The sequence below is a fragment of the Methylobacterium sp. WL120 genome (assembly GCF_008039465.1).
In the GTDB taxonomy this organism is placed as follows: domain Bacteria; phylum Pseudomonadota; class Alphaproteobacteria; order Rhizobiales; family Beijerinckiaceae; genus Methylobacterium; species Methylobacterium cerastii.
In genome coordinates this window covers 1-16,103 of record NZ_VRUT01000034.1, presented here as the reverse complement: position 1 = coordinate 16,103, position 16,103 = coordinate 1, and the positions used below count along the sequence as shown (strand labels likewise).

The 16,103-nt window shown below is 70.8% G+C and carries 10 protein-coding genes and 1 pseudogene; 2 read left to right on the top strand and 9 right to left on the bottom strand.

The features are described from left to right. Window positions 1-118: 118 nt before the first annotated feature. From FV229_RS09145 to FV229_RS09105, 9 genes are all read right to left on the bottom strand, one after another. Complete coding sequence (locus tag FV229_RS09145; protein ID WP_147751659.1) at window positions 119-1,258, bottom strand: dimethylmenaquinone methyltransferase; 1,140 nt, start codon at window positions 1,256-1,258, stop codon at window positions 119-121. 76 nt (window positions 1,259-1,334) lie between these two features. After that, a complete protein-coding gene (locus tag FV229_RS09140; RefSeq protein WP_187275102.1) occupies window positions 1,335-2,480 on the bottom strand; it encodes an ABC transporter permease in 1,146 nt (381 codons plus the stop codon). Further along, on the bottom strand, window positions 2,480-3,493 hold the full coding sequence (locus tag FV229_RS09135; protein ID WP_147751658.1) for an ABC transporter permease: 1,014 nt from the start codon (window positions 3,491-3,493) through the stop codon (window positions 2,480-2,482). The genes FV229_RS09140 and FV229_RS09135 overlap by 1 nt, the downstream gene beginning before the upstream one ends. Further along, window positions 3,490-5,382 carry an ABC transporter substrate-binding protein gene (locus tag FV229_RS09130; RefSeq protein WP_147751676.1) on the bottom strand — a complete coding sequence of 631 codons (1,893 nt, stop codon included), beginning with the start codon at window positions 5,380-5,382 and terminating at the stop codon, window positions 3,490-3,492. Before FV229_RS09130 ends, FV229_RS09135 begins: the two co-directional genes overlap by 4 nt. A 26-nt stretch (window positions 5,383-5,408) precedes the next feature. Then, window positions 5,409-6,317, bottom strand: coding sequence for a hypothetical protein (locus FV229_RS09125; RefSeq protein ID WP_147751657.1), 909 nt, complete (start codon window positions 6,315-6,317; stop codon window positions 5,409-5,411). Then, on the bottom strand, window positions 6,314-8,155 hold the full coding sequence (locus tag FV229_RS09120; RefSeq protein ID WP_147751656.1) for an ABC transporter ATP-binding protein: 1,842 nt from the start codon (window positions 8,153-8,155) through the stop codon (window positions 6,314-6,316). Before FV229_RS09120 ends, FV229_RS09125 begins: the two co-directional genes overlap by 4 nt. Continuing rightward, window positions 8,152-10,101 (bottom strand): glycosyltransferase, encoded by a 1,950-nt coding sequence (locus FV229_RS09115; protein WP_147751655.1) that lies wholly within the window; start codon window positions 10,099-10,101, stop codon window positions 8,152-8,154. Before FV229_RS09115 ends, FV229_RS09120 begins: the two co-directional genes overlap by 4 nt. Then, on the bottom strand, window positions 10,089-11,399 hold the full coding sequence (locus FV229_RS09110; RefSeq protein WP_147751654.1) for a glycosyltransferase family 4 protein: 1,311 nt from the start codon (window positions 11,397-11,399) through the stop codon (window positions 10,089-10,091). The genes FV229_RS09115 and FV229_RS09110 overlap by 13 nt, the downstream gene beginning before the upstream one ends. Next, complete coding sequence (locus tag FV229_RS09105; protein ID WP_147751653.1) at window positions 11,396-12,598, bottom strand: glycosyltransferase; 1,203 nt, start codon at window positions 12,596-12,598, stop codon at window positions 11,396-11,398. Before FV229_RS09105 ends, FV229_RS09110 begins: the two co-directional genes overlap by 4 nt. 263 nt (window positions 12,599-12,861) lie before the next feature. Between FV229_RS09105 and FV229_RS09100 the strand changes: the two genes are divergently transcribed. Further along, the gene (locus tag FV229_RS09100) at window positions 12,862-15,663 is read left to right on the top strand and encodes an ABC transporter ATP-binding protein (protein WP_246688115.1); all 2,802 of its coding nucleotides are present in this window, start codon (window positions 12,862-12,864) and stop codon (window positions 15,661-15,663) included. A gap of 151 nt (window positions 15,664-15,814) precedes the next feature. Beyond that, window positions 15,815-16,103 (top strand): annotated as a pseudogene (locus FV229_RS09095) (hypothetical protein); the annotation flags it as partial.

Below are 16,103 nucleotides of genomic sequence, written 5' to 3'. Positions count from 1 at the left end.
CAAAAATTCGGTGTGTCCTACGGGCAGACTTCGAGCAATATCTCAGCCAGGCAATATCCTAGCCATCGCGAAGCGATTGCACAATCGATCCGATCTACCTGCGACTTTTGGAGACGAACTACCCTTTCCAATCCTTCAACGCCGCGAAGGGGCTTGCCGAACGGTCAGGCGGCGGGTTGAGGATCGGCTCGACTTGGGCGATCGCGTCGGCGAGGGAGAAGGCGGAGCCGGCGGGAAGCTTGCCGCCGGCGGCATCCTTGTGGCCGCCGCCGCGGAACTTGCGCGCCCCGTCGAGCGCGGTTTCGTCGTTGGAGCGGAATGACAGCGAGCCGGTGCGCTGAACGTTGCACACGCGCTTGGCGCCGCCGCGGTCCATGATCAGGTCCGAGACGCGCTGGAACGTGCCGGAATCGAGGCCGAACGAGATCAGGGTCCCATCCGAGAGCGGCCGGAATAGCACGTCCGAGCGCGCCAGGACGCGGGCGATCCGCATCCGCGTGGTCAGGGTGCGATCGTCCTCCGTTTCGCCTTCGAGGAGCTTGTCGAGCACCTGCCGGCGCAAGGCGGCGACGCGGGTCTCGATCTCGGCAGGGGGGAGGCCTTCGTCGATCAGCCCGGACACCGCGCGCAGCAAGGCCACGACGAAGCGGTCGTGCCAGGGATGTCCGACCGGCACGAGGTTGGCGACGTTGTCCCAGAACACCTCGTCGAGCATCAGCCCGCCGGCGAAGGTTGGGCGCTCTTTCTTCCACAGGTCGAGGGCGTCCACCGCTTCGACCAGGGCGGTCAGGTCCTCGCCCTCGCGCGCGGCGTAGAGGGCGCGGTTGGCATGCGCCATCTTGGTGGCGCAGCAGGTCTCGTCGATCAGCACGACCACGCCCGGGTCTTCGAAGTCGAAGCGCTTCGGCGAGGCCGTCTCGTCCACCGGCTCGACGCCGTGCTGGCGAAGCTGGTCGATCGAGGAAGCATGGTGGTCGAGGACGATCAGGCGGTGGCGAGCATCCTCGGCCCGCTTGCGGTTCATCGTGGCGAAGCTCTTCAGGAACTTCACCGCCACCGGTTCGAGCCCGAGATCGGTCATGATCAGCGTCTCGGAGGCGTCCGTCTTCGAGAGCCGCTTCAACTCCTCTTCGACCACCGGGCCGACGTCGGAATAGCGCGGAACGTGGACGACCCGCGCCACGTCGACATGGTTGCCGACGATCGCCACGGCGCCGTAGCCGTCGAGGTCGTGATGGGTGATCTGGGTGACGGTCACGGAACTGTCCTCGCGGGCGATCTCGCCGCCTTATGCGGCAGGGCGCGCCGCGGGGCGAGCCCCGCCCTCGCACGCCTCAATGATACGGGTCCGCGGCGTCGCGAAGCCCGTCGCCCAGGAAGTTGAACGCCAGCACCGTAACCAGCACGGGCATCACCGGCAGCAGCAGCCAGGGGTAGAGCTGGACTGCCGCGAGGTTCTGGGCGTCGTTGAGGAGTACGCCCCAGCTCGTCACCGGCGGCCGCAGGCCCAGGCCGAGGAACGAAAGCGCGGTCTCGCCCAGGATCATCGTCGGGATCGACAGCGTCGCCGAGGCGATGAGGTGGCTCATGAAGTTCGGGATCAGGTGCCGGCCGATGACGCGGGCGGGTGAGGCACCCATCAGCTCGGCGGCCTGCACGAAGTCCTCCTCGCGCAAAGCCAGCAATTTTCCGCGCACCGCGCGCGCAAGGCCCGGCCAGTCGAGCAGCCCGAGGATGATGGTGATGCCGAAGAACACCCAGAGCGGGCTCCAGTTCGGCGGCAGCGCCGCCGACAGCGCGAGCCAGAGCGGCAGCTCGGGCAGCGACCGCACCACCTCGATCAGCCGCTGCACCGCCGCGTCGACGAGGCCGCCGAAATACCCGGCGACGCCGCCGAACAGCAGCCCGAGGGCGAACGAGATCGCGACGCCGACGAGGCCGATCACCAGCGAAATCCGCGCGCCGTAGATCATGCGCGAGAGCAGGTCGCGGCCGAGGCGGTCGGTACCCAACAGGTAGAGCGTCCCGCCCTCGGACGGGCAGACCAGATGCCAGTCGCCCCGACCGAGCGCTGGGACGGCGTATGCGTCGCCGCGGCAGAGGAATCGCAGCGGCTGCGGCGCGGCGGTGTCGGTGACGTAGCCGCGCCGGAATGTCTCCATGTCGAGCTCGGCGCGGTAGGGATAGACGAAGGGCCCGACGAACCGGCCCTCGTGGAACAGGTGCAGGCCCTGCGGCGGCGCGAACAGGTAGTCGCCGTTGCGCTTGGCCTGCTCGTAGGGGGCCAGGAACTCGACGAATGGTACGGCTGCGTAGAACGCAAGCAACACGATCGCCGAGGCGACGGCGATGCGGTGGCCCAGGAACTTGCGGAAGATCAGCCGCCAAGCCGAGGCGTAGGCCGTGCCGGAATCGCGGCCGCCACCGGCCTCTGGGTCGAACGGCGCCGGATCGACGAAGTGAGGCGCCATGGGCACCATCAGCGCGCCCCCATGCGGATGCGCGGATCGAGCCAGACGAGGACGAGGTCCGAGATCAGCATGCCGACAAGCGTCAGCAGCGCCACGAACATCAGGATGAAGCCGGCCATGAACTGGTCCTGGCTTTTCAGCGCGTCGAGCAGCAGCGGGCCGACCGTCGGCAGGCTTAGCACGAGCGAGACCAGCACCGAGCCGGAGACGAGGTGCGGCAGCAGGTTGCCGACGTCGGCCACGAATGGGTTCAGCGACATCCGGAACGGGTATTTCAGCAGCGCCCGCAACGGCGGCATCCCCTTGGCCCGCGCCGTCACCGTGTAGGGCTTGGCCAGCTCGTCGAGCAGGTTCGCCCGCATCCGCCGGATCATCGCCGCCGTGCCGCCGAGCCCGATCACCAGCGTCGGCACGGCGAGGTGGGCTACTAGCGACTTGATCTTGGGCCAGTCCCAGTGCTTGCCCGTGAACGAGGCGTCGTAGAGGCCGCCGATCGACAGGCCGAACCAGATGTTGGCGTAGAACAGCAGGATCAGTGCCAGCAGGAACCCAGGCACCGCCAATCCCACATAGCCGAGCACGGTGACGATCGCGTCGCCCGCCGTATGGCGATGGGTTGCGGAGTAGATCGCGATCGGAATCGCCACCAGGTGGACGAAGACCAGAGCCGCGAGGTTGACCACCAGCGTCAGCCAAAGTGCGTCGCCGACCACCTCGGAGACGGGGCGATCGTACTCGAACGACCAGCCCCAATCGCCCTGGAGAAGCCCTGAAAAGCCCGCCGGCCCCGGCATCAGGCCGACCCAGATCAGGTATTGTTCGGTGACCGGGCGATCGAGGCCGTATTGCCGGATCAGCAACTCGGCCTTGGCGACCGAGGCCGCCTCACCCATGGAGCGCAGCTCCATGATCCGATTTGTCAGGAAGTCGCCCGGCGGCAGCTTGATGATCGCGAAGACCAGGGCGGAGATCACCAGCAGCGTCACCGCCATGGTGAGGACGCGGCGAAGGACGGCGATCATCGCATCAACGCCTGGCGTTCGTCCGGGCGATCCCAGAACACCTCGTCGAGGCGCTGGACGCCGATCATCGCCGTCGGCTCGAACGAGTACAGCGCTTTGACTGGCAGGTTGGCGAGGTGCTCTGCCGCGACCACCGGCTGCAGCGCGCCGCCGACCGTGCCGATCACCCAGGTGTTCTCGGCGTGGTTCATCAGCATCTCGCGCCAGATCTCGGCCTGCTTGCCGACGTCGTCGGTGTCGCGCCACTGCCGGTCGAGGTCGATCAGGCGGTGGACGGCCTCGACGTCGCACGGCTCGCCGCTCGCCCCATGCGTCTCGGCGTGGAGGCTCCAGCGCGGCCAGGAATAGTGGTCGCTCTGCGCCGGGCTCAGCTCGGTCGGCGGCATGATCGCCGTCGGCACAGCGAGGTCGAGGCCCTGCGCCGCCACCATCACCGTCATCCCGGCGATCGACCGCCGGCGCAGGTTCGTCCGCTCCTGCGGCTTGACCACCAGCTTGATCCCGACCTCGCGCCAGAATTCGCCGATCAGCAGCAGCCCGTCGAGGACCATCGAGGCCTCGCCGTCGCTCTCGACCACAAGCTCGAGCAGCCGCCCGTCCGGCAGGAGGCGGATGCCGGAGGCGTCGCGCTTGTCGAGGCCGGCCGCATTGAGGAGCTTTTCCGCCGCCGCAGGGTCGTAGCCGGCATTCAGGGTGCGAAGCTCCGGGGAATACAGCTTGCTCGCCGGGATCGCCGTGTCGTTGCCCTCGGTGCCGAGGCCGAACAGCAGCGTGTTGTTGAGCGTTCGCCGGTCGATGGCGAGCGACAGGGCGTGCCGCCAGCGGACGTCGCGGTTGAGCGCGCGCCAGCCGGGATCGAGGGTCGTCAGGTTCGGATAGAGCGCGATCTCCGAGCCGCGCGCCATCGGCCACAGGTTGGTGCGGTAGCCGTGCGCCCGCTCGCCCTCCTTGAGGCTCGGGATGTCGGGCATCGTCAAGCCGCGAAACATCAAGTCGGCCTCGCCCGCATTGGTCTTGGCGACGAGCAGCCCGGTCGAAGCCACGTCCATGACGATGCGGTCGAGGTAGGGCAGCTGCGTGCCCGCGGTGTCGACGCGATGGTAATGCGAGTTGCGCTCGAACACGAAGCGCGTCGCCGGCGCGCGAGTCCGCGGGCGCCAGCCCTGCAGCGTCGGCGCATCGGGATTGTTGAGCTCGTAGTTGTCGTCCATCCGGTTGTGCAGCGCCGCCCAGCCGCGAAGCTTCTGAGACTTGGCCGCCGCCTCGGCCTTGTCGCGGCCGACGTATCGCGGGTGGACCATCTTGAGGTAATGCGCCGGACGGTAGATCAGAGGGTCGCGTGGTGCGGCCAGCGCCGGCAGGAAACGTGGGTTCGGCCGCTCCCAGACGTAGCGCACGGTCATCGGATCGACGATCTCGACCACGGGCGGACGGCCGTCGACCAGCAGGAAGTCGGGCGGCCCGCCCGGACTCAGGTCACGATCGTTCGCGACGTCCTCCCAGTAGTAGCGGAAGTCCTCGGTGGTGAAGGGTTCGCCGTCGGACCAGCGGTGGCCCTTGCGCAGGGTGAAGGTGAACCGTCCGCCCTCGACCGCGACAGCGGCGAGCACGTCGGGCTGCAGTACGAGGTCGGCATCGTACCCGACGAGGCGGGTGTAGCCGTAGACCGAGAGGTAGCGAACGTCCCGCGCCTTCGCGATCAGCGTGCGGATCGTCCCGCCGCGCGTGCCGAGCTTCCGCCCGGCGGTGAGGGGATCGACGACCAGCGGGGTTTCGGGTGGCCCTGGCGCTGGGGTATCCGCGCGGGCGAAACGTGGGACGAGGAAGGCCACTGGGGCGACCGCGACGCCGACCAGAAACGCGCGGCGGGATAGGCCGCCATCCGACATGTGCACGTCGTGCCTGTCCCGATCGTTCACGCCGCCCTCCCGCTCGCGGTTGGCACCGGGGGATGCACCGACACGTAGGTGAGCCGCGCCGGCGAGTAGCCGGTCGCGCGGTGCAGGTCGTCGAAAGCGTGGGCGTGGGCGATGCCGGCGGCGGCTTCGCGGGCGAGCGGGTCGTCGATCGCCTGTTCGAAGCTGCGGCCGTTGCGCTGCCAGCGGATCGGTTCGGCTGCAGCGTGCAGAGACGCATCGCGAAGGGTCTCGATCATCGCGATGGTCGGGTGCGCCGGGCCGCCGTGGGCGTGGATGCGATGGCCGGCGGCGTCGTCGTCGAACAGCAGGCGATTGAGCCCTAAGCACCGAGCCTCGACCACGCGGCGCGCCTGCGAGACGTGGTCGTCGAAGAACGCGACCGTCTTCGCCGGATCGAGCCGCGACCAGTCTGCCGTCGACCAGTCGGCGGTGCTGTAATGCGCCAACGGGTCGCGATAGTGCAGGTTCGACAGGTCCGGATCGTGGCAATGGATCGTCGCATCCGGGCAGGCCTGCCGGACTACCCAGGTCGTCAGCCCGCGGAACACGCCGGATTCGATCACCGTGGCCGGCGCTAGCGCCCGCATCGCGACGTAGAGCTGGAGCGCGCCGTTGAAGCCGCTGCCGCCGCGCCGCTGGCGTACCGGCGCCGTCGGGATCAACGCCCAGAACTGTCGCGTCGCCGCGTGCACGTCGAGCGCGGTCGCGATCCCCGACGAGGCGAGGTCGCGCTCCAGACTTTCGGCTGCGAAGCGGAGGAGTAGCTCGACCTCGCGCGGCGAGGTCGGCCGGTGCGACCAGTCGGGGGCGGCGGGCACGAGGTCGTAGCCGAGCCGGTCGAAGAATGGCGCGAGCACCCGGCGGCGAAGGCGTTCCAGGGTGCGCGACGGGTGGGGCGCGCTCATGCGGCGCGCCGCGCGTCGGCCGCGCCTTGCCGGACGAAGTAGCCCGGCTCGATCTCGACCATGTGCCCGGCCTCGTCCGGCGCCAGCCGGTACGGTTCCGGCCAGCGGACCGGGTCGGAATGGTCGCCGGTGATCGCAGAGAAATCGAGCGGGTGGTCGAGGCTCGGGTCGGGCACCGCGGCGAGCAGGGCACGGATGTAGGGGTGAACCGGGTTGCGGAACAGAGCGGCCTTCGGGGCCTGCCCCACGATCCGCCCACGGCACATCACCGCAATGGTATCCGCCATGTAGTCGATCACTGCGAGGTTGTGGGAGACGATGAGGTAGGACAGGCCGAGCGCGGCCTGCAAGTCTTTCAGCAGGTTCAGGATCTGCGCCTGCACCGAGACGTCCAGCGCCGAGACCGGCTCGTCGAGTACCAGCACCTTCGGATCGAGGGCGAGTGCGCGGGCGATGCCGATGCGCTGGCGCTGGCCGCCGGAGAAAGCGTGCGGATAGCGCCCGAGCGCGCCGGCCTCAAGGCCGACCATGGCCATCAGCGCCTCGGCCCGCGCCCGGCGCTCGCGGGTGCCGATTCCGTGGATCTCCATCGGCTCGGTCAGGATCTGGCGCACGGTCATGCGCGGATCGAGGGAGGCGTAGGGGTCCTGGAACACGAACTGCACGGCGCGGCGGTAGGCGAACAGGTCGGCGCCGGCCAGGGCGTGGATGTCACGCGGGCCGCTGCCGTCGTTAAACAGCACCCGGCCGGAATCGGGGGTGAGCGCACGCATCACCATCTTCGACACGGTGGTCTTGCCTGAGCCGGATTCGCCGACGAGGCCGAGCGTCGTGCCGGGGGCGAGGTCGAGCGACACGTCGGAGACCGCCCGCACCACCCGCGGCGGGCCGCCGAACCGCCCGGAGCGCAGGGTGAAGGTCTTGGAGACGCCGGCGACGCGCAGGATCGGGCCGTCGATCGCGACGGGCTTGCGCGCCGGCGGGATGACCGCCTTCGCCGGGCGGATCGGGGTCAGGCGCTCGCCCGGCGCCATGTCGAAGCGCGGTACGGCGTGGAGCAGCGCTTTGAGGTAGGCGTGGCCGGGCTTTCGCATCACCGTGTCGCGCGGGCCGGCCTCGACGAGGCGGCCGCGATACAGCACCGCCACGTCGTGGGCCACGTTGGCGACGACCCCGAGGTCGTGGGTGATCAGCAGGATCGCCATGCCGGTCTCGTCCTGTAGCCGGGTCAGCAGCGCGAGGATCTGGGCCTGGGTCGTCACGTCGAGCGCCGTCGTCGGCTCGTCGGCCACCAACAGGGCGGGCTTGAGGATCAGCGCCATCGCGATCATCGCGCGCTGGCGCAGGCCCCCCGAGAGCTCGAACGGGTAGGTGTGGAGCGCGCGCTCCGGGTCGGGGAAGCCGACGCGGGCGAAGGCATCCTTCGCCCGCGCGTCGGCTTCGGCGCGGCTGGCGTTCGCGTGGATGCGCAGCGCCTCACCGACCTGGTCGCCGATGGTATGGAGCGGCGACAGGCAGGTCATCGGCTCCTGGAAGATCATCGCGATGCCGGCTCCGCGGATCGCGCGCATCTCCGGTCCGTCTGGGGGAAGCGCGGCGATGTCGGTCGCGCCGCGGCCGGTGTCGAACAGGATGCGGCCGCCGCTGATCGTGGCCGCCCGCGGCAGGATGCGCAGGATCGCCTGCGCGGTCACCGACTTGCCCGAGCCGGATTCCCCGACTAGCGCCAGCGTCCGCCCGCGCGTCACGTCGAGAGAAAGGCCGTGCAGGGCGCGGAACGGCGCACCGTGGCCGCCGAAGTCGACCTGCAGGTTCTGGATGGACAGGAGCGGGCTCAAGCGATCCTCGCGGGCACGTCGGCGCAGCGAGTCCAGCACGCCGGCGTCACCCCGTCCACCGCCGACGCCTGGAACAGTTGCCGTGGGTCGCGGATTGCCACCGCCGGGTGCCGGGCCAGGAGTGCCAGCAGCGCATCGAGGAAGTCCCAGATCGCTGCGTCGTGGGCCAGATGATGGGTGAGCAGACCGATCGGGCCGCTAGCTTCCTCCGTGATCGCCCTACACAAGGTATCGACCAGCCGCTCTGGATCGACGAGCGAGCGCGTGCCGCGCCAGTCGATCGGATCGAGCATTACGTCGGCGCGCACGAGGCCGGGTACCGCCGCCGCTGGTACGGACGACAGGCCGTGATATCCGAGCACTGGCAGAGCGGCGGCGAGGTCGGGCGCGAGGCGGTTCCACGGTGGCACGAACACCGGCAGGAGCCGATCCGCCGGAAGCCGTGCGCGGGCTAAGCGCAGCCCCTCCGCGGCGTCGGCGACGGCGCGCAGCAGGGGCCGGTCGGCGCCGAATTCAGACGGTTTGCCGCCGGGCGCCGCATGGTTCGCATGCGCGAGGCCGTGCACCGCGAGGCTGACCCTCCCACAATCGGAGAGCCGCGCGCCGAGGGACGGCGCGACGCCTGCCGGGATCGCCGCGATGAGGAGCGGTGCTGCAACCGATTCGGCGAGTGCAAGCAGCCGGTCGAGCGCCGGGGTCGCGGCGACAGCGTCGTCGTCGCGCCACCAGATCGAAACCGCGCGGCCGTTCTCACCCGCGTCGTCGAGGACGGCGCGCAGGCGGTCGAAGGGACTTTTCTTCGCCCTTGTGACCCGGCCGCGCGCAACGAAGAGCGCTTCCACGATGGCAACGGTACGCTTCGCTCCGCCGAGATCGATGCCGTGCGCGGTGGGGGATGGCGCCCCGCCGGCCGCTTCCACCGCGTCGACGAGGGTTGCCGCGGAGAGCGCGCTCTCGGGCACGACTCGGGCAATGGCGCGGGCGGCAAGATGCTCGGCACGCAGGCTTTGCTCGGTCTCGGCACCGGCCGCGAACGGTACCAGCACGGAGGGCGTCCGGGTGGCGAGGAGGTCCACGGCGGTGTTGTAGCCGCAGGCGCTCACCGACACAGCCGCCCGCGCCAGCAGCGGCCGGTAATTTGGCACCGCCCGCGTCAGCACCCCGTCTGCGAGCTCCGCCCCCAGGGCGTCGAACCCGGCCTGCGCGATGCCGTTGCCGGCGAGGATGCGCCAGCCGAGGTCCGGGCGCTGCCGTGCGGCGTCGGCCGCTGCGCGGCAGAGGTCGAGCCCGGCCGCGCTCGATCCGGCCGAAACCAGGATGCCCGAGCGGGTCCTGCCTGCCTCGACCGGCTCCGTAGCCTCGTCGACGTAGCCGGTGTAGCGCAGTTTCGGCCTCAGCCCAGCGTCTACCGGCCAGGAGGCGTCTAGGGGGAGAAGAGCGGGATCGCCGTGCACCAGCACCGCGTCGTACAGGGCGGCGATCTGAGCATGGGCCGTTCGGACCTTCTCGGGCTTGGCCGGCGCCACGAGCACGTCGCGGATCGAGGCGAGGATTAGCGGGCGCGGGTGCCGCGCCGCGGCGGCCTCGACGAGGTCGAGGTATTCGGCGGCGAGCGCCCGGCGACCGAAGGGGAATAGCTCGGTGACGATCACGTCGGGCGCCGCCTCGTCCAGCGCTTGCCGGAGCCGTGCCCGGCGCGCCGCAAGCAGGTCGGCACCCGCTTCCTGCCCGTCCGGGCCGAGGAGTTTTGTAAAGGCGGTGCCGTTGACGTGCAGCGGCGGCAGTTGGACGTGGCGAAGGCCGTCGAGCCGCACTGTCGGGGCCGGGTCGCCGCCCGACGCCAGCGTCACCGCATGGCCGGCGGCGGCGAAGGTGCGCCCGATCGCAGCGGCTCGCGTCAGGTGCCCGGCGCCGAGGAGGTGCGTGACGGCGATCAGCACCCGCATGCGCAGGCCCCCGTCGCCGGCGAACTCTCAGGCGCCGCGCGCCGCGGCAGTTCGATCCCGGCCGAGGCGGCGAGCCGCCCGGCGATCAGGTCGATGCCCGCGTCGAGGGAGAAATCCTGCAGCAGGCGCGTATGGGCGGCGTCCGCGAGGCGCCGCCGCTGGGCCGGATCGCCGGCCAATGCGAGAATCGCCGCCGACAGCGCCGCCGGATCGCCGGGCGGGACCAGGCATCCTTCGACCCCGTCGGTGATGAACTCCGGCGTCCCGGCGAAGGCCGTGGCGAGGATTGGCAGCCCCTGCGATGCGGCCTCCATCAGCACGTTCGGCAGGCCGTCGCGGTCGCCGGAGGGCGCAGGCTTGGTCGGCAGCACGAACAGGTCGGCCGCCCGCATCGCCGCAACGACCGCCGGCTGGGCCAGCGCACCGTGGAAGGTGATGCGAGATGCTAGCCCACGTTCGGTGACGCGAGCCTTCAGAGCGTCCCGCAACTCGCCGCCGCCGACGAGGTCGAGGCGCCAGTTCAAGGTCGGCGGCAGGCTCGCCAGCGCCTCGATCAGGTCGTCGTGCCCTTTTTTGGGGACGAGGCGGCCGACACAGAGCAGGCGGATCGGGTCGCCGGCATCCGTGCCGTCCCGCGGCGGGCGGGCAGCCGGCTCGGGAAACCGCGCGAGGTCGAGGCCGTGATAGGCGAGCGCGACGTGGCCGGGTTCCGGGTCAACGCGTCCGGACACCGCCCGCAGGCGCCCGAGCCCGTCGCGGGTGCAGGTCACCCCCCAGGCCGCGTCGGCGAGCTTGTCGGCGAGTTCCCGGTCAGGCGTCGTCCAGATGTCCTTGGCGTGGGCCGAGAAGCTCCAGCTTCGCCCGGTCAGCAGCGCGGCGTAGCAGGCGACGCTGGCCGGCGTGTGCAGGAAGTGCGCGTGCAGGTGATCGACCGCGTCGGGCAGCTCCCGGGCCAGCACCAGGGCCTGCCCGAGGCGGCGCACGCGCGAGGCGGTCGGATCGCGCAGCAGATCACCCGTGAATTGTCGGACCAGGGCGCCGAAGCGCCGGCGCCGAAGGCCCGAGGCCAGCGCCCGCAGCACCCGCAGCGGCGCCTCGTGCAGGTATTCGGGCAAATAGAAGACCGGCGCCGCGATCGCGCCGTGCATCGGATGGCGGCTCGCGTCGGTCGGGCGGCGCAGCGACCAGATCGCCAGCGTGAGGCCGCGCCCTTCGAGCGCCAGGATCTCCTGGGCGATGAAGGTCTCCGACAGCCGTGGATAGCCCTTCAGCACGATCGCGATGCGGGCTTCGCTCACGCCCGGTCCCCGAGCGCGAGAGCCGGGGCGGCGGCGTTCAGCGCGCGGACGCGCTCGGCGATCCGGTCGAGGCCGCCGAGCAGGTCCGGAATGTTCGCGCGCGAGGGGCGCGCCTGGTCGGGGAGGGCGCGGAGCGCAGCCGCCATGCGCGCAGGATCGCGCCCGTCCGCCTCCAGCACGGTTCGGGCGAGACCGAGGCTCTCGGCGGCCGTCGCGCGAATTTCCTGCTCCCGACGTGGGGTCGTGCGCGGCACCAGCACCGCGCGCTTGTCGAAGGATAGGATCTCGCAGAACGTGTTGTAGCCGCCCATGGCTACTACGCCGCTGGCTTTCTCCATCAACAACTCTATCTCGCTGTCGAAGGTGATCGCCGAGACTTTCCGTCCGATCCGCGCGATCCGCCCGAGGAACGCCGCACGGCTCTCGGGCGCCAGGAAGGGGCCGAAGGCGACCAGCGCCGGCAGCGGGATGCCGGGGTCGGCCTCGTAGGCCGAGATCACCCAGTCGATCAGCCCGTCGCCGTCGCCGCCGCCGCCGGCGGTCACCAGGATGAACGGCTCGGCCGCGACGCCGGGCTCGGCCCGGTCGGGGCGGGGCGGGGGCGCAGCGCGGCGGAGGTAGCCGGTATAGGTCGTGCGGTCGGCGAAGTCGGCGCCGACGGGGAGCGCGGCCAGCGGCCGGTGGATGCGCGACAGCCCGTAGACCCAGATCTCGTCGTAGAAGCTGCGGACCGCCTCGGAGGAACCCTTGCGCTCCCATTCCGGCGCCAGAAGCTCGGGCGCGTCGAGGACGTCGCGCAGGCCGAGCACCACGCGGCAGTCGCGGGCGCGCAGATGCTCCAGCGTCGCCAGCATCTCGCCGTGGAAGCCCGTCGGCTCCTTGTCGACGATCAGCAGGTCCGGCCGGAAGTCCCGCGCGGTGCGCAGGACGATGTCGGCGCGCCGGGCCACCGTCTCCGGCAGCGGCACCTGCGGGTCGAGGCCGGCATAGCTGCCGTCGGGCCGCTTGGTCACGCCCGGCACCCGCACCGCGGAGACGCCGCGGGCGAAGGCGAACCGATCCACCACCGCGGAGCCGGAGACGATCACCGCCTCGACCTCGCCGGTGCCGGCGAGCGCGTTCGCGATCGTGCGCGAGCGGCGCAGGTGCCCGAGCCCGAAGGTGTCGTGGCTATAGATCAGGACGCGGCTCGCGCGCATCACGGTCTCATCCTCGAACGCCCCCTTGCCGCATCGCGATCCGCCTCTCGGCCGCGCCGCCGCACTCGCAGCGTCGCAGCCGGCCTGCGGTCGCACAAGCCGGGCCGCCGTGACAATGCCCGCGCGAGGACGGCCGTGACGGTCGGCGGCCCCTGTGAGCTGTCGCACGCCCGCACTTCGCCTTTCCGTCGCAGGGTGACATGCGTGTGACGCGCGGGCCTACGAGGCTGTATGGGGAGCGTGGCGGAGGCCGGGGAGGGGTGATGCGCGATCTGGAGCCGACGCTCTTCGGCTATATCTGGCGGCATTCGCGGCGCGACCAGCTCGCGATCTGCGCCGTCGTGCTCGCGTCGCTGCCGTTCTACTTCGCCTCGCTCGACCTGCCCAAGCGCATCGTCAACGACGCCATCTCCGGCAAGGCGTTCAAGAACGGGCACGACACGGTCGACTTCCTCGACCTGATCATCCACTGGCCCGGCTGGCTCGGCGGCGACGAGGACGTGCTGTTCTCCGGCTTCCAGGTCGACCGCACCGGGTTGCTGTTCGGGCTGTCCGGGCTGTTCCTGACGCTCGTGCTGATCAACGGCGCGTTCAAATTCTGGATCAACCTGAGCAAGGGCGTCCTCGGCGAGCGCATGCTGCGGCGCCTGCGCTTCGAGCTGTTCTCGCTGATGCTCCGCTTCACGCCGGAGACCACCCGCGAGGTGAAGTCGTCGGAGACCGCGACCATCATCCGCGACGAAGTCGAGCCGATCGGCGCCTTCATCGGCGACGCGCTCGTGGTGCCGTGCTTCCTTGGGACTCAGGCGGCGACGGCGCTGATTTTCATCCTGATGCAGAATTTGTGGCTCGGCCTCGTCGCCGGGTCGATCGTGATGGTGCAGATCATCGTGATCCCGCGCCTGCGCCGCGAGATCATCCGTCTGAGCCGGCGGCGGCAGATCGCGTCGCGCAGCTTCGCAGGCCGCGTCGGCGAGGTGTTGGACGGGCTCGAGGCGGTCACCGTCAACGACACCGGCCGCTGGGAGCGCGCCGAGATCGGCGGGCGATTGTTCAGCCTCTACGATTTGCGATTGCGCATCTATCGACGCAAGTTTCTCGTCAAGTACCTCAACAACCTTCTCGCACAGATCACGCCATTCCTGTTCTACGCGATCGGCGGCTTGTTCGCGCTGCGCGGCCAGCTCGACATCGGCCAGCTCGTGGCGGTGCTGGCCGCCTACCGAGACCTGCCGCCGCCGCTGAAGGAGCTGATCGACTGGGACCAGCAGCGCCTCGACGTCGAGGTGAAGTACGAGACGGTCGCCGCCCACTTCGCGCCGCACCGGCTGCGGCCGTCCGAGCCCGAGGGCGAGGGCCTGGTTCGGCCGCTCGGCGGCCCGCTCGAGCTCGACGGCGTCAGCCTCAAGGATCCCCTCGGCGGCCCCGCGCTCGAACTCGGCGGCGTCAGCCTCGCGATGCCGGTGCAGGCGGCGATCCTGGCGCCGGCCGGCGGCCTCGGCCATGTCGTCGCGCGCCTGGTCGCCGGGCTGCAGGTGCCGCAGGGCGGGACGGTGCGGGTCGGCGGCGTGGACGTCGCCACCCTGCCGCAGGCCCGGCGCGCCCGCGCGATCGCCTATGCCGGGCCGGAGCCGGTGCTGTTCCCCGGCACGATCCGCGACAACCTCGCCTACGGCCTGCGCCGCCGCCCGGTGATCCGCGACGACGCGGCCAGCCCCGAGCGCGCGCGGCGCCGCCGCGCCGAGGCCCGGCGCACGGGAAACCCGATCGAGGACGCGGGCGATCCGTGGATCGACTACGCCGCCCTCGGCGTCGCGGACGCCGCCGCCCTCGACGCCCGCATGCTCGACCTGCTGAACCGCCTCGGCATGGGCGACGACCTCTACCGCTTCGGCCTTGGCGCCTACAGCCTCGTGCGCCACGATTCCGACCCGGGGCGCCGGGTCGTCGCCGCGCGCCGGAAGCTGCAGCAGCACTTCGCCGCCGCGGGCATGGGCGACCTCCTGATCCCCTTCGATCCGCGGCGCTACAACGAGCAGGCGACGATCGCCGAGAACCTCCTGTTCGGCGTCCCCACCGTGCCGGCGCTGACAGGGCGCGACCTCGCCGCCGAGCCGCGCTTCCGTGCCGCGCTGGACAAGCTGTTCCTGCTCGACGACCTCGCCCGGATGGGCGTGGCGATCGCCCGCAACCTCGTCGAGATCTTCCGCGACGTGCCTCCGGGCCATCCGCTGTTCCGACGGTTCTCGCTGATCGCGCCGGACGAGCTGCCGGTCTTCGAGCAGCGGCTCTCGGCGTTGGACGCCGACGAGACGCCCCCGGCCGCCGACAACGAGGCGTTCCTCGCCCTGGCGCTGGCCTACGTCGAGCCGCGCCAGCGCCTCGGGCTCCTCGACGGGCCCTACCAGGCCCGCCTCGTGGCGGCGCGCTACGCGATCCGCGAGGCCCTGCGGCGGGAGGACGGCGAAGAGGACGTGGAGCCCTACGATCCCGAGCGGATCAACCGGCACAGCTCGGTGCTCGACGCGCTGCTCTTCGGCCGGATCAACACCGCGCGCATGCACGGCGAGGCCGAGATCCAGCGCCAGGTCCGCCTCGTCGTAAAGGAGTTCGACCTCGAACGCGGCATCCGCCTGCGCGGGCTGGAGTTCAACGTGGGCAACCGCGGCCGCCTGCTCACGCCGCGCCAGCAGGCCATCGTGGATCTCGCCCGCGCGATCCTGCGGCGCCCGGAGATCCTCGTCGTTGACGGCACGATTCCGCATCTGGACGGCGGCGCCGACGCCCTGATGGCGGCCGTGACCAGCGGCGGCCCGCGGATCAGCCTCCTGGCGGTCGCCGCGACCGACGCCGAGGCGGCGCCGTTCCCGGTGCGGCTGCGTTTCGACAAGACCGGCGCCGTGACCGTCGACGCAGAGCGGAAGCCGGAGCCCCCGGCACCGGAAAACGCGGCACCGGAAAACTTGGAACCGGAAAACTTGGAACCGGAGACCCCGGCACCGAAGACCCCGGCACCGAAAAACGCGACACCCGAAGTCTTGGAGCCGGCGGCACGCACGGCCTGATGCGGGCGACGAAACCCGTCTTGTCCGCTCAAGATTGCAGTTTCGGAAGCCGATTTCTCACCTTCGCCTCGACAAGATGCGGAAGAACCGTCATGGAATACGGTACGCGCTCGCGCGTTCCTGCCCCAAATCGAAGAGAATCATACGCCGCATGTTGCGCAGCCGTGTGCGACGGTCCTTTACCGTCGAGGTCAAGTCGAAGAACCGCCATACCCCGTCCTGGCCGGAAGACCCCACCCCGTCGCCCGTGAACTGGGCCGCGCTGGATCCGGCGCCCGAGACCCCGTCGCCCTTCGACGCGTTCTGGCCCGACGAGGCCGCCGCCCCGGCGCCCGCGGCGCCGGCGGAGAAGCCGCGGCGCATCCTGCCGAGCCTGATCGTGGCCGAGCCCGAGCCCGAGCCCGAGACGGTCGAGCCGGCCTCCGCGCGCGAGCCCCGGC